General features: G+C 67.7%; 25 protein-coding genes. 18 read left to right on the top strand and 7 right to left on the bottom strand.

All coding sequences use genetic code 11. The features are described 5' to 3' along the window. The first annotated feature begins 1 nt into the window (after nucleotide 1). The 3 genes from BM397_RS04140 to BM397_RS04130 all read left to right on the top strand — a co-directional run bounded on the left by BM397_RS04140 (nucleotide 2) and on the right by BM397_RS04130 (nucleotide 2107). Entirely contained in the window at nucleotides 2-433 is a 432-nt protein-coding gene (locus tag BM397_RS04140; RefSeq protein ID WP_092422187.1) for a VOC family protein, read from the top strand. Nucleotides 434-438: 5 nt separating this feature from the next. Beyond that, the gene (locus BM397_RS04135; protein ID WP_092422184.1) at nucleotides 439-897 is read left to right on the top strand and encodes a DNA polymerase III subunit chi; all 459 of its coding nucleotides are present in this window, start codon (nucleotides 439-441) and stop codon (nucleotides 895-897) included. A 550-nt stretch (nucleotides 898-1447) separates the two neighbouring features. Further along, nucleotides 1448-2107, top strand: a complete 660-nt coding sequence (locus BM397_RS04130; RefSeq protein WP_092422181.1) for a Crp/Fnr family transcriptional regulator — start codon at nucleotides 1448-1450, stop codon at nucleotides 2105-2107. 3 nt (nucleotides 2108-2110) lie between these two features. Here the strand turns inward: BM397_RS04130 and BM397_RS04125 are convergent, their stop codons facing one another. After that, nucleotides 2111-2695, bottom strand: a complete 585-nt coding sequence (locus BM397_RS04125; protein WP_092422178.1) for a retropepsin-like aspartic protease family protein — start codon at nucleotides 2693-2695, stop codon at nucleotides 2111-2113. Between the two features lie 58 nt (nucleotides 2696-2753). Beyond that, the gene (locus BM397_RS04120) at nucleotides 2754-3380 is read right to left on the bottom strand and encodes a MarC family protein (protein ID WP_092422175.1); all 627 of its coding nucleotides are present in this window, start codon (nucleotides 3378-3380) and stop codon (nucleotides 2754-2756) included. A 182-nt stretch (nucleotides 3381-3562) separates the two neighbouring features. On the opposite strand from BM397_RS04120, the gene BM397_RS04115 reads away from it, so the two are divergent. Further along, nucleotides 3563-4072, top strand: a complete 510-nt coding sequence (locus BM397_RS04115; protein WP_176806536.1) for a calcium-binding protein — start codon at nucleotides 3563-3565, stop codon at nucleotides 4070-4072. Nucleotides 4073-4092: 20 nt separating this feature from the next. Here BM397_RS04115 and BM397_RS04110 read toward each other — a convergent pair whose 3' ends face one another. After that, on the bottom strand, nucleotides 4093-5961 hold the full coding sequence (locus BM397_RS04110; RefSeq protein WP_092422169.1) for an ABC-F family ATP-binding cassette domain-containing protein: 1869 nt from the start codon (nucleotides 5959-5961) through the stop codon (nucleotides 4093-4095). 320 nt (nucleotides 5962-6281) lie between these two features. Between BM397_RS04110 and ndk the strand changes: the two genes are divergently transcribed. Beyond that, nucleotides 6282-6704: a nucleoside-diphosphate kinase gene (ndk, locus tag BM397_RS04105; protein ID WP_066106256.1), complete on the top strand. Its 423-nt coding sequence runs from the start codon at nucleotides 6282-6284 to the stop codon at nucleotides 6702-6704. A gap of 72 nt (nucleotides 6705-6776) precedes the next feature. Here ndk and BM397_RS04100 read toward each other — a convergent pair whose 3' ends face one another. The 4 genes from BM397_RS04100 to BM397_RS04085 form a co-directional block, all read right to left on the bottom strand. Then, the gene (locus BM397_RS04100) at nucleotides 6777-7187 is read right to left on the bottom strand and encodes a DUF4112 domain-containing protein (RefSeq protein ID WP_092422440.1); all 411 of its coding nucleotides are present in this window, start codon (nucleotides 7185-7187) and stop codon (nucleotides 6777-6779) included. 5 nt (nucleotides 7188-7192) lie between these two features. Beyond that, the gene (locus BM397_RS04095) at nucleotides 7193-7372 is read right to left on the bottom strand and encodes a YqaE/Pmp3 family membrane protein (protein WP_092422166.1); all 180 of its coding nucleotides are present in this window, start codon (nucleotides 7370-7372) and stop codon (nucleotides 7193-7195) included. A 120-nt stretch (nucleotides 7373-7492) separates the two neighbouring features. Then, on the bottom strand, nucleotides 7493-7843 hold the full coding sequence (locus tag BM397_RS04090; protein WP_092422163.1) for a TfoX/Sxy family DNA transformation protein: 351 nt from the start codon (nucleotides 7841-7843) through the stop codon (nucleotides 7493-7495). A gap of 4 nt (nucleotides 7844-7847) precedes the next feature. Then, complete coding sequence (locus tag BM397_RS04085) at nucleotides 7848-9035, bottom strand: pyridoxal phosphate-dependent aminotransferase (protein ID WP_092422160.1); 1188 nt, start codon at nucleotides 9033-9035, stop codon at nucleotides 7848-7850. Nucleotides 9036-9380: 345 nt separating this feature from the next. On the opposite strand from BM397_RS04085, the gene BM397_RS29600 reads away from it, so the two are divergent. The 13 genes from BM397_RS29600 to BM397_RS04020 all read left to right on the top strand — a co-directional run bounded on the left by BM397_RS29600 (nucleotide 9381) and on the right by BM397_RS04020 (nucleotide 17544). Then, nucleotides 9381-9722 (top strand): hypothetical protein, encoded by a 342-nt coding sequence (locus BM397_RS29600; RefSeq protein WP_245696008.1) that lies wholly within the window; start codon nucleotides 9381-9383, stop codon nucleotides 9720-9722. Beyond that, nucleotides 9700-11004 (top strand): DNA-packaging protein, encoded by a 1305-nt coding sequence (locus BM397_RS04075; RefSeq protein WP_245696007.1) that lies wholly within the window; start codon nucleotides 9700-9702, stop codon nucleotides 11002-11004. Before BM397_RS29600 ends, BM397_RS04075 begins: the two co-directional genes overlap by 23 nt. A gap of 304 nt (nucleotides 11005-11308) precedes the next feature. Further along, the gene (locus BM397_RS04070; protein ID WP_092422151.1) at nucleotides 11309-12499 is read left to right on the top strand and encodes a phage portal protein; all 1191 of its coding nucleotides are present in this window, start codon (nucleotides 11309-11311) and stop codon (nucleotides 12497-12499) included. Continuing rightward, entirely contained in the window at nucleotides 12492-12719 is a 228-nt protein-coding gene (locus BM397_RS04065) for a GTA head formation protein, RCAP_rcc01685 family (protein WP_092422148.1), read from the top strand. Before BM397_RS04070 ends, BM397_RS04065 begins: the two co-directional genes overlap by 8 nt. Nucleotides 12720-12746: 27 nt before the next feature. Further along, nucleotides 12747-13301 carry an HK97 family phage prohead protease gene (locus tag BM397_RS04060; RefSeq protein WP_092422144.1) on the top strand — a complete coding sequence of 185 codons (555 nt, stop codon included), beginning with the start codon at nucleotides 12747-12749 and terminating at the stop codon, nucleotides 13299-13301. 28 nt (nucleotides 13302-13329) lie between these two features. Then, a complete protein-coding gene (locus BM397_RS04055; protein ID WP_092422437.1) occupies nucleotides 13330-14514 on the top strand; it encodes a phage major capsid protein in 1185 nt (394 codons plus the stop codon). A gap of 69 nt (nucleotides 14515-14583) precedes the next feature. After that, entirely contained in the window at nucleotides 14584-15177 is a 594-nt protein-coding gene (locus BM397_RS04050; RefSeq protein ID WP_092422141.1) for a head-tail connector protein, read from the top strand. Then, nucleotides 15174-15512, top strand: a complete 339-nt coding sequence (locus BM397_RS04045; protein WP_092422138.1) for a head-tail adaptor protein — start codon at nucleotides 15174-15176, stop codon at nucleotides 15510-15512. The genes BM397_RS04050 and BM397_RS04045 overlap by 4 nt, the downstream gene beginning before the upstream one ends. Further along, nucleotides 15509-15916, top strand: a complete 408-nt coding sequence (locus BM397_RS04040) for a DUF3168 domain-containing protein (RefSeq protein WP_092422135.1) — start codon at nucleotides 15509-15511, stop codon at nucleotides 15914-15916. The genes BM397_RS04045 and BM397_RS04040 overlap by 4 nt, the downstream gene beginning before the upstream one ends. 25 nt (nucleotides 15917-15941) lie before the next feature. Beyond that, entirely contained in the window at nucleotides 15942-16364 is a 423-nt protein-coding gene (locus BM397_RS04035; RefSeq protein WP_092422132.1) for a phage major tail protein, TP901-1 family, read from the top strand. Then, the gene (locus BM397_RS04030) at nucleotides 16365-16688 is read left to right on the top strand and encodes a gene transfer agent family protein (protein ID WP_092422128.1); all 324 of its coding nucleotides are present in this window, start codon (nucleotides 16365-16367) and stop codon (nucleotides 16686-16688) included. After that, nucleotides 16685-16885, top strand: coding sequence for a rcc01693 family protein (locus BM397_RS04025; protein ID WP_092422125.1), 201 nt, complete (start codon nucleotides 16685-16687; stop codon nucleotides 16883-16885). Before BM397_RS04030 ends, BM397_RS04025 begins: the two co-directional genes overlap by 4 nt. Next, nucleotides 16882-17544 (top strand): RcGTA-type gene transfer agent tail tape measure protein, encoded by a 663-nt coding sequence (locus BM397_RS04020; protein WP_092422122.1) that lies wholly within the window; start codon nucleotides 16882-16884, stop codon nucleotides 17542-17544. The genes BM397_RS04025 and BM397_RS04020 overlap by 4 nt, the downstream gene beginning before the upstream one ends. The last annotated feature ends 6 nt before the right edge of the window (nucleotides 17545-17550 follow it).

Here is a 17550-nt window from a genome sequence, read left to right as displayed (position 1 = left end):
CGTGATCATTCCCGCCCTGCGCTATCGCGACCCCGAGGCGATGCTCGCCTTCCTGACCGGCCCCCTCGGGTTCGAGGAACACGCGGTCTATCGCGACGCGGAGGGCGGGATAGCGCATGCCGAGTTGAAGCTCGGCAGCGGCATGATCATGTTCGGCCCGGCGTCGCGTGACAATGCCTACGGCAAGCTCGTGGTCTCGCCCGAGGCCGCGGGCGGGGTCACCGGGTCGATCTACGTGGTGGTCTCCAATGTTGCGGGGCATTTCGCCCGCGTGGTGGCGGCCGGTGGCGATATCGTCCTGGCGCTGGAGGAACAGCCGCAGGGCGGGCAGAGCTACACGCTGCGGGACCCCGAGGGGCAGATCTGGACCTTTGGCGATTATCACCCCGAGGGCGACCACGACGGCCGTCATGACGAGAAGACCGGAGGCTGACGCGCATGGGTGTCGCGATGTTCTACCACCTGACCCAGAGACCTGTCGAAGAGACCCTGTCGATGCTGCTGGAAAAGTCGCTCGCCGCGGGCTGGCGCGTGGCGGTGCGCGGCGGCGATCCGCGCCGGCTGGATTGGCTGGACGAGCGGCTGTGGCTGGGGGCCGATGACGGCTTCCTGCCGCATGGCCGCGCCGGCGGGCCGCATGACGCGCAGCAGCCGGTTCTGCTGACCGAGCGGACGGAGATGCCCAACGGTGCCTCTTGCCTGATGTCGGTGGACGGCGCGGCGGTCTCCGCTGAGGAGGTGGGCGCGATGGAACGGGTCTGCATCCTCTTCGACGGGATGGACCCGCAGGCGCTCGACGTGGCGCGGGGACAATGGCGGGCGCTGACCGGAGCTGGGGTTACCGCGCAATATTGGTCCGAAGAAAGCGGTCGCTGGGAGAAAAAGGCCGAATCCTGAGTATTTAACCTGTCTTACTTCCGCCACACTCTGTTGCTGTTCAGCGTCACCCTGCCTGTGTAATAGGCAATCATATTTGACAGATGCGCGACATTTCGCCCATCGTGAATTGAACGGGACGGCTTGCCAGGTCCCGGAAAAGCGGAAAAAAAATAGAAAAAAATTTGATAAAAATGAGAGTACTGTCGCTACCCTTACACAGATCGACGAAGAATCTCTTACATGAGCGGCACAAGCCCGGCATCATCGACTTGCGTCGCAGGAGCCTGGCTCGCCTCGAGCGGGTTTCCCTGCAAGAGTGCGCGTTTGTACGAGTAGCGGTCGTTTCGGCATCGTCCTTCGTCACACGCCAGGCGCCGGAGTCTTCCGACGCCGTGCGACGTGGGCGCGATGCCGAAATGGCCTTTTCCCGCCCATCCTTGATGCCGCGGGTTTCCCCGAAAATGCCACGAATGTTGCCGTCCCGCGGAGCTGTGCTCTCAAGTGCCGGTTGCGGATTTACGTGTTTTGCCCTTGCGTCAGCCGACCAAGCGGCTATCGGACTGATTTCATGACAACTCCCATCAATTTCGCACCGCTGCTTGCCTGCCCTCTTCTCGACGGGCTGACCAACGCGCAGAAGGAAGCCTTCTTCGCGGATTGCACCGTGCAGCGCTACGAGGCGCCCACCGACATCCTGCGCCAGGGCGAGACCACGCCCGTCATGTACCTGATCGCGCAGGGCCGTGTGGAGGTGATCTACCTCGACAAGCAGGGCAATGCCGCCGTGCTGCACGTCGCCGGACCGGGCGAGGTGCTCGGCGAGGTCGAGGGGCTTTCGGGCACGACCTGCTCGTCCTCCTGTCGTACTCTGCCGGATGCGGTCGTGCTGGCGGTCTCCTTCGACCTGCTGCTCAAGCACATCCCACCGGCGCAGTTGCTGCGCAATTCCGCCGCGATCATGCAGACGCGGCTGACCCGCGACAACGAGCTGCGGGCGATCGCGCAGTTCTTCTCGGTCGAGGAGCGGTTGCGGATGTATCTGTACCAGTTCACCAACGAACAGCACCCGGAGGCGCGGCTCAGCCAGTCCTACCTCGCCTCGATGGTTGGGTGCTCGCGGCAGACGATCAACAAGCTGCTCGGCGATCTTCGGCGCGACGGGGTGATCGAGCTGCGGCGCGGCGCGATCGCTGTGATTGACCGCGAGCGGCTGAAAATCGAGGTCTGAGGCTCAGCCGCGCTCCAGCACCATCTTTCCGCCGGAGATTTCCAGCCGGTCGAAGCGTTGCAGGTAGCTCATGCCGAGCAGCGAGTTGTCCATCTCGCCGCCATTGACGAAGGCAGCGAGGTTGCGGTCCTCGAACGGTCCCAGCGCAACGTTGGCCAGCCGGACCGGCGCGGTCTGGACCGCGCCGTTTGCGGTGCGGGCGCTGGAGTGGAAGGCCAGATCGTCGAGGGCGATCCCGACGCGCTCAGCGTCCTGGCGGGTCAGCACCATGCCGCTGGCCCCGGTATCGACCACGAAGCGGATGGGGCTGCCGTTGATCTGCAGCGTCAGGTAGTAATGCCCGTCCGGCGCGCGGGGCAGCTCAATCCGGCCCTGATCAGCAAAGACCGACTGTTGCGGGCTGACCGTATGGCGGATGTCGTCCCAGAGGCCGATGGCGGCGATTGCCGCGAGGAAGATCAGCCCCCAGGCCGTAAGGTGCTGGAGCTTCTGCACCAGTCGGCCCCGGTGCTGCACGAACATCCATAGCACCAGCGCCGTGAGCAGCAGGCCGAGATAGCCCAGGCGGCCAATTTCAATTTCAGACAAATGCGCGCTCCCCTTGCTACGACTGCAATGTAGGGGCTTTGCCCGCGTCCCGCCACTCTCAGCCGAAGACGCCGGACCAGTCGATGCCGCGGATGCCGTCGATGACGAATTGAACCGCCAGCGCCGCCAGCAGCATGCCGAAGAGCCGGGTGACCACAACGATGCCGACGTGTCCCAGAGCGCGCTCGATGGGGCCGGCGACAAAGAAGCAGGCGAGGGTCATCAGCAGCACGATCACCAGCACGCCGAGGATCATCGCCGTCTCCAGCGGACCGGCGGAATGGCCGACCAGCAGGATGATCGAGGCGATGGCACCTGGCCCGGCAATCAGCGGGATGGCGATGGGAAAGATCGACGGGTCGGGCATCACCTCGTCCTCGACCTTGTCCTCGCGCCGCTTGGTGCGCCGTTCGAAGAGCATGTCGAGCGCGGTGATGAACAGCAAGAGCCCGCCGGAAATGCGGAAGGCGGACATCGAGATACCGATGAACCCCAGCACAGCCTCGCCGAAAAAGGCGAAGAGCATGAGAATCGCCAGCGCGGTGACGCAGGCCCGCATGCCGACGGCACGGCGATGCTCCGCATCGGCACCCTGGGTCAGCGCGATGAAGACCGGCGTCAGGCCGATCGGGTCGATCACCACGAAGAGCGTGGCGAAGGCGCTGATAAGAAATGCGACGTCCATCCTGTCCAATCGTGCAGCGGACCGCCACTCTGGCCCACTTCACTGTGCCAGCGCCTGCGGTACGGCGCAAGCGGACAGGCGCGGCATGGCGTCGCGTGTGCTGTCGCCTGCGTTCTGCTACGCTCGGAGCGGCAGGATTATCGGATTTTCACCAGCCATTTTTCGAGAGAGGAGTTCGGAACGTGTCCTCGGAAATCGTATTGCCCATCATCACCCCGATTGAGGGAACGTCGGGCCCTGACGTGTTCGACGCCAGCGCGGACCCGGAAGACATCAAGACCTACGAAGGCAATGACCGCGTGCACGCGCGGGGCGGCTCCGACATCGTAGATGCCGGCGAGGGGAACGATACCGTCTTCGGCGGCGGTGGCGCCGACCTCATTGATGGCGGCGAGGGGGATGACCTGATCCTCGGCGGCACCGGTCGTGACACGATCATCGGCGGCGAGGGAGCGGATACCATTTACGGCGGCGCCGGCATCGACACATTCGTCTTCACCCGCGAGACGGCGATCGAGACCGATCACATCTATGGCGCGGTCGATGGAGAGTTCCTCGACGTCAGCGGCTTCTACGGCATCGATCAGGAGGTGGTTGGAGACGACCTCTACATCTACGCCTATGTCAGTGCCGAGGGTCGCGAGCTGATCGCCATCGCCCACGAGATGACCGGCACCTTCGACGTGATCTGAGCCGCGCGGCGGCGGCGGGCTCAGCCCGCGACGCCGCTTTCCGCTGCCTCAAGCTTCTCCATCGCCGTTTCCCAAAGCGCCTCGGCGCGGTGCAGCCCGTCCATGACCTCGGCGTATTTCTTGTTCCAGGTCTCCAGCTCGCCGGCGCGCCCGTCTTCGTAAAGATCCGGGTTGGCCAGCTTGGTGGCCAGCTTCTCGCGCATTTCCTCGATCTTCGCCACCCGCGCCTCGCACTTGCGAGCCTCCGAGCGCAGCGTGAGGATTTCGTCGCGGCTGGCGCGCTTGGGCTTGGGCGCCGCTTTCTCCGCCTTGGCGGGCTTTTCCGGCTTGTCCTGCGTCAGCAGCATCTTGCGGTAAGCCTCGAGGTCGTCCTCGTAGGGCGTCACCGTGCCGTCCTTGACCAGCCACAGCCGGTCGGCGACCAGCCCCAGCAGGTGCATGTCGTGCGACACCAGGATCACCGCGCCGGAATAGGCGGTCAGCGCCTCGACCAGCGCCTCGCGGCTCTCGATATCGAGGTGGTTGGTCGGCTCGTCGAGGATCAGCATGTGCGGCGCATCGAGTGTCGCGAGCAGCAGCGACAGGCGCGCCTTCTGGCCGCCCGAGAGCCGGCCGACCTCGGTTTCGGCTTGGTTTGCGCCCAGCCCGAAACCAGCCAGCTGCGCGCGCAGCTTGGAGGGGGCGGTGTCCGGGCGCTCGCGCTGCAGGTGCTGCAGCGGCGTCTCGTCAAGGTGCAGCTCGTCGACCTGGTGCTGGGCGAAATAGCCGATGCGCAATTTCGAACTGGAGGTCATCTTGCCGTCCATCAGCGCCAGCCGTCCGGCAAAGAGCTTGGACAGCGTCGACTTGCCCTGGCCGTTGCGGCCCAGGAGCGCGATGCGGTCGTCCTGGTCGATGCGCAGCGAAAGCTTGCGCAGCACCACCTTGTCACCATAGCCGGTGGAGGCATTCTCCAGCGCGAGGATCGGCGGCGACAGCTCGTCGGGCTGCGGGAAGCTGAAGACGCGCTTGGCGGCCTCCTCGGGCGGGGTGATCCGCTCCATCTTCTCCAGCATCTTGACGCGCGCCTGCGCCTGCCGGGCCTTTGAGGCCTTGGCGCGGAAACGGTCGACGAAGCTCTGCAGGTGGGCGCGGCGCTCGTCCTGCTTCTTCGCCGCCGCCGCGAGCACGGCACGGCGCTCGGCACGGGTGCGCGCGAAGGTGTCGTAATTGCCCTGGTAGAGCACCAGCTTGCGGTCCTCGAGATGCAGGATCGCCCCGACCGCGCGGTTCAGCAGGCCGCGGTCGTGGGAGATGACGATCACCGTGTGCGGGTAGCTCTGCAGGTAGCTCTCCAGCCAGAGCGCGCCTTCGAGGTCGAGGTAGTTCGTCGGCTCGTCGAGCAACAGCAGGTCAGGCTGGGCAAAAAGCACGCCCGCCAGCGCCACGCGCATCCGCCAGCCGCCGGAGAAATCCGAGCAGGGGCGCTGCTGCGCCGCCTCGTCGAAGCCGAGGCCCTTGAGGATGGTCGCGGCGCGCGCCTCGGCGGACCAGGCGTCGATGTCGGCGAGCCTCGTCTGGATGTCGGCGATGCGGTGCGGGTCGGTGGCGGTCTCGGCCTCGGCCATGAGCGACGCGCGCTCGAGATCGCAGGCCAGCACCGTCTCGATCAGCGAGACATCCGAGGCCGGGGCCTCCTGCGCCACGCCGCCGATCTTGGCGCGGGCGGGCAGCTCGATCTCGCCGCCGTCGAGCGTCAGCTCGCCGCGGATGAGCCGGAAGAGCGTGGTCTTGCCCGCGCCATTGGGACCGACGAGGCCAACCTTGTGGCCTGCGGGAATCACGGCGGAAGCCTCCTCGAGCAGAGGGCGGCCTTCGACGGAATAGGAGATGTCTCGAATACTCAGCATGGCTCGCCCATAGCAGAGCCTTCGGGCGGGCAACATCCCCCTTCGCGCATATCGCCCTTGCCCGGCGCGTCTTCCGGCTCCGAAGTCGTGATGTGCGTATTTGGAAAGAGAATAAGCCGGATATGGTTGGCCTTCTTCTCTTTCAAAATACGCCGGGGTGAATTGGCCGCAGGCCAAGAGGGGCAGCGCCCCTTTTTTGCCTATGGAAGAGGCAGCGGCGGGCCGCGGGGTCTTCCCAATTCCTCAACCCCATGATAACGCCCCTGCCAGAGAATACTGGCCGGGCCGTTGCCCGGCTTTATGACATTGGAGAGACCAAAATGGCCGTCGAACGCACCCTGTCGATCATCAAGCCCGACGCAACCCGCCGCAACCTGACCGGCAAGATCAACGCCAAGTTCGAAGAAGCTGGCCTGCGCATCGTCGCGCAGAAGCGCATCCAGCTGACCCCGGCGCAGGCCGGCGAGTTCTACAAGGTGCACGCCGAGCGTCCGTTCTACGGCGAACTGTGCGAGTTCATGGCGTCCGAGCCGGTCGTCGTGCAGGTGCTCGAAGGTGAAGGCGCGATTGCCAAGAACCGCGAAGTGATGGGCGCAACCAACCCGGCAGACGCCGCAGAGGGCACCATCCGCGCAGAGTTCGCCGAGTCGGTCGGCGAGAACTCGGTGCACGGTTCGGACGCGCCGGAAACCGCCGCAGAAGAGATCGCCTACTTCTTCTCGGGCCTCGAGCTCGTCGGCTGAGCCTGACGCTCACCCCCGACAGATTTAAGGGCGCCCTGCGGGGCGCCCTTTTCGTTGCAAATGCGGGATCGCTCAGGCCGCGATATCGACCGTCCTTGCGGGGCCGCTTCCCGGTGCAGCGTGGCGGCTTTCCAGCCAGCGGCGCAGCAGTGCGGCATTGCGGGTATTGGCGCGGTAGCCGATATCGAAGATGTCGCCGACCAGCGGGATGAGGCCCACGACCCAGTCCGTCGCGAGGTTTGCGCCCATCTGGCCCAGCAACACCTTGGGCGCGCCCATGTCGTGTGCTTCCTTCACGATCCACAGCGCCGGGGCGAGAGCCAGAGTATCGCCAATGCCCGGGACGAGCCCGAACACCGCGTCCCAGCCGAAGCGGATCGGCGTCAGGGGGATGCGGTAGGCGCGGTCCATGCGGCGTGCCCAGCGGTCGATCCTTTCGAGACGCTGGAAGTCCGGGTGTAGGGTGTGGTCATGCGCGCTCATGGCGATCACGCGTGCTGGCGGCTCGGACCGGTGCGGGCGATCACCCAGACCGCGTGCACGATGCCCGGAATGTAGCCGAGGATGGTCAGCAGGATGTTGATCCAGAAGTGCTTGCCCAGACCCACCTGCAGGAACACGCCGAGCGGCGGCAGGAGGATGGCGAGGATGATGCGGATCAGGTCCATGTCGGTCTCCTTGTCAGGATGAATGATGCGTTGGCGAACCAACACGGAGACCGGGTCCGGAGTTCCCTCGCGGTTTAAAGCGTGGCGTGCAATGCGCTGCTATGGATAAGAAATATCGCTCTATTCGCGCGGGCGTCGCAGCGGGTCGATCACGCCGATCTCGTCGAGGATGGCCTCGATCCCCGCCAGCGGCGCATCGCTTTTCCCCTCGGCGACCAGCGCGTCGAACCGGGCCCGGAGTTCTTCTTTCTCCTTGCCCCGTGCGTCGTTCCACGGGCGGCCCTGCAGCGCCATGTGCAGCACGTAGAAGCCGATGAAATGCGGCTTGGTGCCATGGGCCAGAAGGCGGCGGTAGGTCTCGTCCGCGCCGAGCGCGCGCAGGGTTTCAGCGTCCTCGATCCCCGCGCGCTTGCAGGCCGATTCCACCGCGGGTCCGAGATTGCGGATGCTGGAGATCGGCGTGCCGGACATATGCTCAGGCGGCCTTGGCGAGCGTGGCGGCAAAGCCGGTAAGCGTGGTGAGGGCCTCGGCGAAGCGATCGTCCGGGATGGTCAACGCAACGCGCAGGAAGCCTGCGGCGGAGGGGCCGAAGCTCTCGCCCGGCATCACCGCGATACGATGGGTGTCGAGCAGCGCGTCCGCGAACTCGATGCCCGAAAGGCCGGTCGCGCGGATGTCGAGGAAGAGGTACATCGCCCCGCCCGAGGGCACGAGGCCGACGATGTTCTGCCGGGCGAGGATCTCCTGCGCCTGCGCGCGGCGGCGGCGGAAGGGCTCGGCGACGCGCGGCTCCAGCGCGTCGTCCGAGGTGAGCGCGTAGAGCGCCGCGTCCTGGATGTAGCCCGGCACGCCGTAGGTGGTGTTGGTGGCCAGATCGATCAGCGCTGCGATGGCGGCTTCGGGTGCGATCAGCCACCCGATGCGGCTGCCGGTCATCGCGTGGCTTTTCGACAGCGAGCCAATTACCATGGTGCGCTCGGCCATACCGGGCAGCGCGCGTGGGCTGAGGTGTTCGCCCTCCCAGATCTGCGTGTCGTAGACCTCGTCGGAGATCAGCCAGAAATCCCCGTCGCAGGCGACCTCGGCGAGGCCCTCCAGCGTGGCGCGGGGGTAGATCGCGCCGGTCGGGTTGTTGGGCGAGTTGACCAGCAGCGCCGAGGCGCCGGTCTGGCGCGCCTTGCGGCGGACCTCGGCGGGGTCGGGGAAGAAGCTGTGCTCGGGGCGGGTCTCGATGCTGTGCGGGATCGCTCCGGCGGCGCGGATGGTGCCGGGGTAGGTGACATAGTGCGGCTCGATCATCAGTGCGGCATCGCCGGGGTTGCAGGCGGCCATATGGGCGGCAAAGAGCGCAGATTGCCCGCCGGGGGTGACCAGCACGTTGTCGCGCGTGGTGGGAACGCCGGTGCGCTCGGTCACGCGCGCGGCGATGGCGTCGCGCAGCGCCGGAATGCCGGGCACGATGGCATAGCCGGTGTGGCCCGCCGTGGCGGCGCGGTGCATCTCGGTGAGGATCGCCGGATCGGTGCGCTCGTCGGGCTCGCCGATGGTCAGCTCGGTCACCGGCACGCCGGCGGTGCGCAGGGCGCGGGCCTTGTAGAAAATCTCCCAGCCGTCGCCGCCACCGGCGTTGAGGGACGTGATGCGGGTGGACAGGATCGGCATGGCGGGCTCCGCGAGAACTGTATTGAAAACCTTGTGCCAGAGCTCCGGAGGGGCGGCAAGTGTGTGGGTGCAGGTGCGTCGTTGTGCGGTGCGGCAATGGATTATTGTTCATTATAAACAGAAGTTTACAATTTGGCGTTCGGGGGCGTAATCTTGACTTTGCGGACGGTCCCGGGTAGATTTTCCGGATGCTGGACGAAATGGGCAGGCGGCCCCGGGGGTGACCCCGGCGGCCGCTTTTTCGTTCCGCACGCATGCGCCCCGACGTCGGCATTCAGATCGCCGCGGCCGCCTGCGAGGCACTCTCTACAGGCAATACCATACAGGCAAGAAAGGTATCGAGCGATGATCCTCATCCATCTCGAAGAAGAGCTGAGCCGTCTCGAAGACGAGCGGGAGCAGCTGGCTGACATGCTGCGGCATCTCGGCAACGACATGCGGCGCCTGCGCGACCGCTTCGACGAAGACGGAACCCTGGACAAACCCGAGACCTCCAAGGCAGCGGCGGACCTGCGCTACTGGCTGAAGGTCGCCCATGAAACGGAGGCACAGATCAGACATGTCAGACGCAAGCAGAAGGGAATTGCCGGGGACTGGGCGCTCGATCTCGAACGCGCACGGGTTGAGGTCGGCTGCCGCATGGCTCGCCTCCGCCGGTGCTGCGGTGCAGGAGAGCTTCCTGAATGAGCTGTCGGAGGGGGAGCGCCTGGCGCTCCCCTTTCTGTTCGAGTTCTGGGCGCTGGAGCATCAGCTGCCGCCCGAAGGGGACTGGCGCTCCTGGGTGATCATGGGCGGGCGCGGGGCGGGCAAGACCCGGGCCGGCGCGGAATGGGTGCGTGCCATGGTGGAGGGCGCGCTGCCGCTCTCGCAGGGCCGTTGCAAGCGCGTGGCGCTGGTGGGGGAGACGCTCGATCAGGCGCGCGAGGTGATGGTTTTTGGCGACAGCGGCATCCTGGCCTGCTCGCCACCCGACCGGAGGCCGGTCTGGAGCGCCACGCGGCGCTGCCTCAGCTGGCCGAACGGGGCCGAGGCGATGGTCTTCTCCGCCCATGACCCAGAGGCGCTCCGCGGGCCGCAATTCGACGCGGCCTGGGCGGACGAGCTGGGCAAGTGGCGCAAGGCACGGGAAACCTGGGACATGCTGCAGTTCGCGTTGCGGCTGGGAGACCAGCCGCGCGCCTGCGTGACCACCACCCCGCGCAACATCGGCGTGCTGAAGGAGCTGCTGGAGTTACAGAGTACCGTGGTGACGCGGGCCCCGACCGAGGCAAACAGGGCCAACCTCGCAGCCAGCTTCCTCGACGAGGTCCGGGCGCGCTACGGGGCGACCCGGCTTGCGCGACAGGAGCTCGATGGCGAGATGGTCTCGGACGTGGACGGCACGCTCTGGACGCAGGAGGTCCTTGAGCGCGCGCGGCTGCGCAAGGTGCCGGGGCGGTTCGATCGTATCGTCGTGGCTGTGGACCCGCCTGCGGGGGATGGCGCCGGATCGGACGCCTGCGGCATCGTGGTCTGCGGGGTGTTGTGTGACGGCCCGCCGCAGGGCTGGGAGGCCTTCGTGCTGCAGGATGCCTCGGTGCAGGGGATGGGCCCCACGGGCTGGGCACGTGCGACGGTCGAGGCTTATGAGCGCTGGCAGGCGGACCGGATCGTCGCCGAGGTGAACCAGGGGGGCGCCATGGTCGAGGCGGTGCTGCGGCAGGTGGCGCCTTCGGTGCCGCTGCGCAAGGTCACCGCGACGCGCGGCAAGACGTTGCGCGCCGAGCCGGTGGCGGCGCTTTACGAACAGGGGCGCATCGGCCACGCCCGGAGGTTCGACCTGCTGGAGGAGCAGATGGGGCTGATGACCGGGGCCGGGTTCCAGGGGCAGGGCTCGCCCGACCGTGTGGATGCGCTGGTCTGGGCACTGACCGAGCTTGTCACCGGACCGTCGGAGAGCTGGCGCCGGCCTCGGCTGCGGGTGCTGTGAGGGCGGCGAAGGAGGGGGGCGCCGCCCCCCTCGGCCTGCGGCCTCACCCCCTGGGCGTATTTGCAAAGAGAAGAAGGCTCTGCAGGCTCCCCCTGCTTCTTCTCTTTGAAAATACGCATGGCGCGATCTCGCCGCTATGTGTCCGCCTGTTGTGGTGCGCAGGTTGAGGCGGGAGCTCCGGACGCGTGTTGCGGGACCGGCGCGCGGCTTGGGAGCGAATGGTTAACAGGACGCGTCTAATTTCTTTCTCAACGCGAACCGGGGCCGTGCGGGCCTCGGACCGGAGACCAGCAAGGAGCGGGACATGGTGTTCGACTTTCTGCGGCGGGGAAGCGGGGCGGAAGAACGCCGCGAGACCAAGGCATCTGCCGCGGGCAGGCTGATCGCTGTCCAGGCGTCCGGTCGCGTGGCCTGGTCGCCGCGCGATACCGGCTCGCTCACACGGCAGGGGTTCACTGGGAACCCGGTCGGCTTCCGGGCGGTGAAGCTGATCGCCGAGGCCGCCGCGGCGCTGCCTCTGGTCCTGCAGGACGCCGAAATGCGCTACAGCGCCCATCCCATCCTGCAGCGCATTGGAGCCCCGAACCCGGCGCAGGGACGGGCCGAACTGCTGGAGGCGCTCTATGGGCAGTTGCTGCTGTCGGGGGATGGGTATCTCGAGGCGGTGGGAAGCGGTGGAGGACTGCCCGCGGAACTGCACGTGCTCCGCTCGGAGCGGATGCGGCTGGTGCCTGGTCCCGATGGCTGGCCTGTCGCCTATGAATACCAGGTGGACGGCCGGGCGCATCGCTTCGATGTGCGCAGCGATCCGGCGCCGATCTGCCACGTGAAGTGCTTCCATCCGCAGGACGACCACTACGGGCTGTCACCGCTGCAACCCGCCGCGCAGGCGCTGGATGTGCACAACAGTGCTTCGCGCTGGTCCAAGGGGCTGCTGGACAATGCAGCGCGACCCTCGGGGGCTATTGTCTGGAGTGGCGGTGACGGGCAGGGCTCCATGGCGCAGGACCAGTACGAACGGCTGGTCTCGGAGATGGAGAGCCAGCACCAGGGCGCGCGCAATGCCGGACGGCCGATGCTGCTGGAGGGCGGGCTCGACTGGAAGCCGATGGGCTTCTCACCCTCGGATATGGAGTTCCGGCAGACCAAGGAAGCTGCCGCGCGCGAGATTGCCGTCGCCTTCGGGGTGCCGCCGATGCTGCTGGGGATCCCAGGGGATGCCACTTATGCCAACTACCAGGAGGCCAACCGCGCCTTCTACCGGCTGACCGTGCTGCCGCTCGCACAGCGGGTGAGCACGGCGCTGGGCAGGTGGCTCTCCGGGTTCACTGGCGAGCAGATCGAGCTGAAGCCCGATCTCGACCAGGTGCCGGCCCTGTCGGTCGAGCGCGAGACGCATTGGCGGCGGGTGTCCGAGGCGGCCTTTCTCACGGTGCCCGAGAAGCGGCGCATGCTGGGGCTGCCGCCGCTGGCCGAGGAGGGCGAAGGTGAATGAGCGCGGGCTGCCTTACGAGCCCTTCGCCTGCGCCCCCGCGCTTCGACTGGAGGCACACGAGCGGCTCAGCGCGGTGCAGATCGCGGCGCTGGAGGATCGGTTGGCGCGACTGGAGGCGCTGCTGGAGCGGCTGGAGAAGCGGCTTTGGCTGGCGGTCTACGGGGTTGCCGCGGGGCTGATGGCACAGGCGCTGCAGGGGTTGATCAGCATGACGCCCTGAGGGGTCGCACACGCAAGGGAGCGTTTCATGGAACTGGAGCACAAGTTCTGCCGTCTCGGCGGTGAGATCACCGCGGCTGTCAGCGTCTCGGATGGGACAAGGATCGAAGGCTATGCCTCGCTGTTCGGCAGCGCCGACCAGGGCGGGGATATCGTGGTGCGGGGGGCCTATGCCGCGTCGCTCAAACGGCTCGCCGCCGAGGGGCGCGCGGTGCGGATGCTCTGGCAGCACGATCCGGCACAGCCCATCGGTATCTGGAACGAGGTCCGCGAGGACGAGCGGGGGCTGCACGTGACGGGACGCTTGCTGGAGACCGTCGAGAAGGGGCGCGAAGCCGCAGCGCTGATCGCCGCTGGGGCCATCGACGGGCTGTCCATCGGCTATCGCACCGTCACGGCGGTGAAGGATTGCGAGGGGCGCAGGCTCCTCAAGGAACTGGAGCTCTGGGAGGTGTCGCTTGTCACCTTCCCGATGCTGCCCAGTGCGCGGGTGGCGGCCAAGGGGGACAGCCCCGAGCCGGACATGCTGCGCGAGCTGGCGCTGGCCATCGATGCCGCGCGCCTCGACCTGGCGGGCGGCTGACGCGCGCCTTCAACACGGGACCGAGCTGATGAGCACAACCGAGAGCCATTCTCGGACCGGGGAAAATCTGTCCCCGGTCGCCCGGGTGGGCGCCGCGATGGCGGGGCTGACCGCGGACATAAGGGCCATGCGTGCCGACATTCACGCGAAACTGGACACATACGAAGAGCGACTGACCATGCTGGACACAAAGACTTCGCTTGCTGCGGCGCGCCCGGCGCTGGGCACCATGGGAGAGCCGGAGCTGCCGCACCGCAAGGCGTTCAATGCCTACCTGCGCACCGGCGACGACGACGGCCTGCGCGGGCTTGTGCTCGAGGGCAAGGCACTGTCCACCGCGGTGGCCGCCGACGGTGGGTATCTCGTCGATCCGGTGACCTCGGAAACGGTGAAAGCGGTGCTGGAGAGCGCCGCCTCGATCCGGGCCATTGCCGCCGTCGTCACCGTCGAGGCCTCGTCCTTTGACGTGCTTGTCGACCAGGGCGACACCGGCGCGGGCTGGGCCGACGAGGTGGCCGAGACCGGCGAGAGCGAGACGCCGACCATCGACCGCATCCAGATCAAGCTGCACGAGCTTTCGGCCATGCCCAAGGCCTCGCAGCGTCTGCTGGATGATACCGCGTTCGATCTCGAGGCCTGGCTGGCCGGGCGCATCGCCGACCGGTTTGCGCGCGCCGAGGCTTCGGCCTTCATCACCGGGGACGGCGTCGACAAGCCGATGGGCATCCTGTCGCACGACATGATCGACAACGAGATCTGGGAGTGGGGCAACCTCGGCTACGTGCCTTCGGGCGCCGCGGCGGGCATCGGCGATGGCGATGCGATCATCGATCTGGTCTATGCGCTGGGCGCCGAGTACCGGGCGAAGGGCTGTTTTGTGATGAACTCCAAGACCGCCGGGTCGCTGCGCAAGCTCAAGGACGCCGATGGCCGGCACCTGTGGTCGGACGGGCTTGCGGCGGGGCAGCCGGCGCGGCTGCTGGGCTACCCGGTGCTCATCGCCGAGGACATGCCGGACATTGCGGCGGATGCCTATCCTATCGCCTTCGGCGACTTCGGTGCGGGCTACACCATCGTCGAGCGTCCCGACCTGCGGGTGCTGCGCGATCCGTTCAGCGCCAAGCCGAACGTGCTGTTCTACGCGACCAAGCGCGTGGGCGGCGACGTAAGCGATTTTGCGGCGATCAAGCTGCTGCGCTGCGCCACCAGCTGATCGGAACGGTGAGGGCGGCGGGCGGTGGGCCCGCCGCCGGGCACGCGCGGGGATGTGCGGAGAAAGCTGATGATGGTGATCGAAGAAACCCAGGTGCCTGACGCGGCGCTGCCCATCGCCGCGCTGAGACGGCAGCTGCGCATGGGCAGTGGCTTTGCCGAGGACGGGCTGCAAGACGATGTTCTTCATTCGTTCCTGCGCGCGGCACTGGCGGCAATCGAGGCCCGTACGGGCAAGGCGCTGCTGTCACGAGGCTTCCTCTGGACGCTGCACGGATGGCGCGACGCGCAGGGGGCGGTCTTTCCGCTGGCGCCGGTGAGCGCGGTCTCGCAGCTGACGCTGGTGGACCGCTACGGGGTGGCGCAGGATGTCGGGGCCGAGCGCTACCGGCTGGAGATCGACGCCGCCGCGCCCATTCTGCGGCCGCAGAGCGCGGCGCTGCCCGACATTCCCACGGGGGGCTCCGCGGAGGTGCGCTTCACCGCCGGCTACGCCGAGAATTTCGACGACCTGCCGGCAGACCTCGGGCAGGCAGTGCTGCTGCTGGCGGCGCATTACTACGAGTACCGGGACGAGACCGCGCTGAGCCAGGGCTGCATGCCCTTCGGCGTGACCGCGCTCATCGCGCGCTACCGACCGCTGCGCATGGGGTTCTCGGCATGAGGCCGCTGCGTCTGTCGCACAACCTGGTGCTCGAGGCGCCGACCGAGGTGCCCGACGGCACCGGCGGCTTCACCGCGGGCTGGCAGGTGCTGGGCACGCTCTGGGCCGAGCTTTCCCCGAGATCGGGGCGCGAGGTGCAGGGCGAGGCGGGGCCGGTGGCGCGCGGACGCTACCGCATCACCGTGCGCGGCGCGCCGGAGGGGGGATCGGGCCGCCCGCTGCCCGGGCAGCGGTTCCGGCTTGGCGAGCGGGTCTTTGACATCCTTTCGGTCAGCGAGCGCGACCACGCGGGGCGCTATCTCGCCTGCGAGGCGCAGGAGGAGGTGGCTTCATGAGCTACGCGATGTCCGCCGCGCTTCAGGCGGCGCTCTACGATGCGCTGCGGGCCGATGGGGCGCTCTCGGGCCTGGTCGGCGAGGCGATCTATGACGCGCCTCCCTCGGGCACGCTGCCGGGGCTCTACGTGACGCTCGGGGCCGAGCGCGTGCGCGATGCCTCGGACCGCTCGGCGGCTGGGGCTTGGCACGATCTGACGGTGGCGGTGATCAGCGGGGCCGCGGGGTTCTCGGCAGCGAAGGCGGTGGCCGGAGCGGTTTCTGATCTCCTGCACGAGGCCGATCTGTCGCTGGCGCGGGGCCGGCTGGTGAGCCTGCGCTTTCGCCGCGCGCGGGCTCGGCGTGAAAGCGGCGGTCTGCGCCGCATCGAGATGACATTCCGCGCGCGCGTCGAAGACGCGTGACGCGCCACAGCAAGGAGTTGCGACTATGGCTGCGCAGAACGGCAAAGACCTTCTGATCAAGCTCGACCTGACCGGCGACGGTCAGTTCGAAACCATGGCGGGGCTGCGCGCGACGCGGGTCAGTTTCAACGCCGAGAGCGTCGACGTCACCTCGCTCGGGAGCACCGGCGGCTGGCGAGAGCTGCTCGCCGGGGCGGGGGTGAAATCGGCCAACCTCTCGGGCTCGGGCGTGTTTCGAGACGCGGGCACGGATGAGCGGGCGCGGCAGATCTTCTTTGACGGCGAGACCCCGGATTTCCAGGTGATCATCCCCGATTTCGGCACCGTCGAAGGACCGTTTCAGCTTACCTCGATCGAATATGCCGGCAGCCACGACGGCGAGGCGACCTACGAGATCGCGCTCGCCTCGGCCGGGGCGCTGAGCTTCGTGGCGATGGTGGGGGCTTAAGTGGCGAACCCCTGGCGCGGCGAGGTGGAACTGGTCCTCGACGGCGAGCGGCGGGTCATGCGCCTGACGCTCGGCGCGCTGGCCGAGCTGGAGGCGGCGCTGGTGGAAGGCACGCTGGTCGACCTGGTGCGCCGCTTCGAGGCCGGGGCCTGTTCGAGCCGGGACGTGCTGGCACTGATCGTCGCGGGTCTGCGCGGAGGTGGCTGGCAGGGCACGGCGGGCGATCTCGTAAGCGCCGAGATCGGCGGCGGACCCATGGCGGCGGCGCGGGCGGCAGCGGAGCTGTTGGCGCGGGCCTTCACGTTGCCGGAGGACGCCGAGTGAGTGCGTTGGACTGGCCGGCACTGCTGCGCGCGGGGCTGCGGGGCCTTGGCCTCCGCCCGGCTGAGTTCTGGGCTCTGACGCCGGCGGAACTGCGGCTGATGCTGGGAGAGGAACGCGGAGCGCGCGCGATGGGACGGGCGCGGTTGGAGGAGCTGATCGCGGCCTTTCCGGACGCGGCTGAGGGAGACAGCACATGACCGATCTCGACGGTTTCGACGATCTCGACACGGCTCTGGCCGGGCTGGAATCCGGACTGGGCGGCGCGGCGGCCATGGCCGCGGGGTTCGATGCCGAACTGAAACGCATCCATGAGACTTTCTCGGCCACCGGCAAGGGCGCCTCGAAGCTCGAGGGGACGCTCAGCCGCGGGCTGGCGCGGGCCTTCGACGGGGTGGTGTTTGACGGGATGCGCGCATCGGAGGCGTTGGAGCGGGTCGCGCGCAGCGTGGTCGACAGCGCCTATCGCGCCGCGGTGCGCCCGGTGACCGACCACCTTGGCGGCGCGCTTTCGGCGGGGATGACACAGCTTTTCGGGGCCTTCTCGCCGTTTGCGCAGGGCGGGGCCTTCACCCAGGGGCGGGTCATGCCCTTTGCCAGCGGCGGCGTGGTCAGCGGGCCGGTGCATTTTCCGATGCGGGGCGGCACAGGGCTCATGGGCGAGGCGGGGCCGGAGGCGATCCTGCCGCTGCAGCGCGGGGCTGACGGCCGGCTCGGTGTCCGCGCCGAGGGCGGACGCGGCGCGGTCTCCGTGGTGATGAACATCCAGACGCCCGACGTGCAGGGCTTCCGGCGCAGCCGCTCGCAGATCGCCGCGCAGATGAGCCGGGTGCTCTCGCAGGGCGCGCGCAACCGCTGAGGAGGG

Origin of the sequence: Alloyangia pacifica (assembly GCF_900116195.1) — a bacterium.
Classification (GTDB): Bacteria; Pseudomonadota; Alphaproteobacteria; order Rhodobacterales; family Rhodobacteraceae; genus Salipiger; species Salipiger pacificus.
Note: the sequence above shows the minus strand (reverse complement) of the source record. Positions and strands in the feature narration are given on the sequence as shown.

Excerpts from the sequence above, each read along its gene's own strand:
- BM397_RS04035 (WP_092422132.1), top strand. The coding sequence starts at position 15,942 with ATGGCTGCGCAGAACGGCAAAGACCTTCTGATCAAGCTCGACCTGACC.
- BM397_RS04130 (WP_092422181.1), top strand. The coding sequence starts at position 1,448 with ATGACAACTCCCATCAATTTCGCACCGCTGCTTGCCTGCCCTCTTCTC.
- BM397_RS04060 (WP_092422144.1), top strand. The coding sequence starts at position 12,747 with ATGGAACTGGAGCACAAGTTCTGCCGTCTCGGCGGTGAGATCACCGCG.
- BM397_RS29600 (WP_245696008.1), top strand. The coding sequence starts at position 9,381 with ATGATCCTCATCCATCTCGAAGAAGAGCTGAGCCGTCTCGAAGACGAG.
- ndk (WP_066106256.1), top strand. The coding sequence starts at position 6,282 with ATGGCCGTCGAACGCACCCTGTCGATCATCAAGCCCGACGCAACCCGC.
- BM397_RS04110 (WP_092422169.1), bottom strand. The coding sequence starts at position 5,961 with ATGCTGAGTATTCGAGACATCTCCTATTCCGTCGAAGGCCGCCCTCTG.
- BM397_RS04040 (WP_092422135.1), top strand. The coding sequence starts at position 15,509 with ATGAGCTACGCGATGTCCGCCGCGCTTCAGGCGGCGCTCTACGATGCG.
- BM397_RS04050 (WP_092422141.1), top strand. The coding sequence starts at position 14,584 with ATGATGGTGATCGAAGAAACCCAGGTGCCTGACGCGGCGCTGCCCATC.
- BM397_RS04135 (WP_092422184.1), top strand. The coding sequence starts at position 439 with ATGGGTGTCGCGATGTTCTACCACCTGACCCAGAGACCTGTCGAAGAG.
- BM397_RS04100 (WP_092422440.1), bottom strand. The coding sequence starts at position 7,187 with ATGAGCGCGCATGACCACACCCTACACCCGGACTTCCAGCGTCTCGAA.
- BM397_RS04095 (WP_092422166.1), bottom strand. The coding sequence starts at position 7,372 with ATGGACCTGATCCGCATCATCCTCGCCATCCTCCTGCCGCCGCTCGGC.
- BM397_RS04085 (WP_092422160.1), bottom strand. The coding sequence starts at position 9,035 with ATGCCGATCCTGTCCACCCGCATCACGTCCCTCAACGCCGGTGGCGGC.
- BM397_RS04055 (WP_092422437.1), top strand. The coding sequence starts at position 13,330 with ATGAGCACAACCGAGAGCCATTCTCGGACCGGGGAAAATCTGTCCCCG.
- BM397_RS04120 (WP_092422175.1), bottom strand. The coding sequence starts at position 3,380 with ATGGACGTCGCATTTCTTATCAGCGCCTTCGCCACGCTCTTCGTGGTG.
- BM397_RS04090 (WP_092422163.1), bottom strand. The coding sequence starts at position 7,843 with ATGTCCGGCACGCCGATCTCCAGCATCCGCAATCTCGGACCCGCGGTG.
- BM397_RS04045 (WP_092422138.1), top strand. The coding sequence starts at position 15,174 with ATGAGGCCGCTGCGTCTGTCGCACAACCTGGTGCTCGAGGCGCCGACC.
- BM397_RS04020 (WP_092422122.1), top strand. The coding sequence starts at position 16,882 with ATGACCGATCTCGACGGTTTCGACGATCTCGACACGGCTCTGGCCGGG.
- BM397_RS04070 (WP_092422151.1), top strand. The coding sequence starts at position 11,309 with ATGGTGTTCGACTTTCTGCGGCGGGGAAGCGGGGCGGAAGAACGCCGC.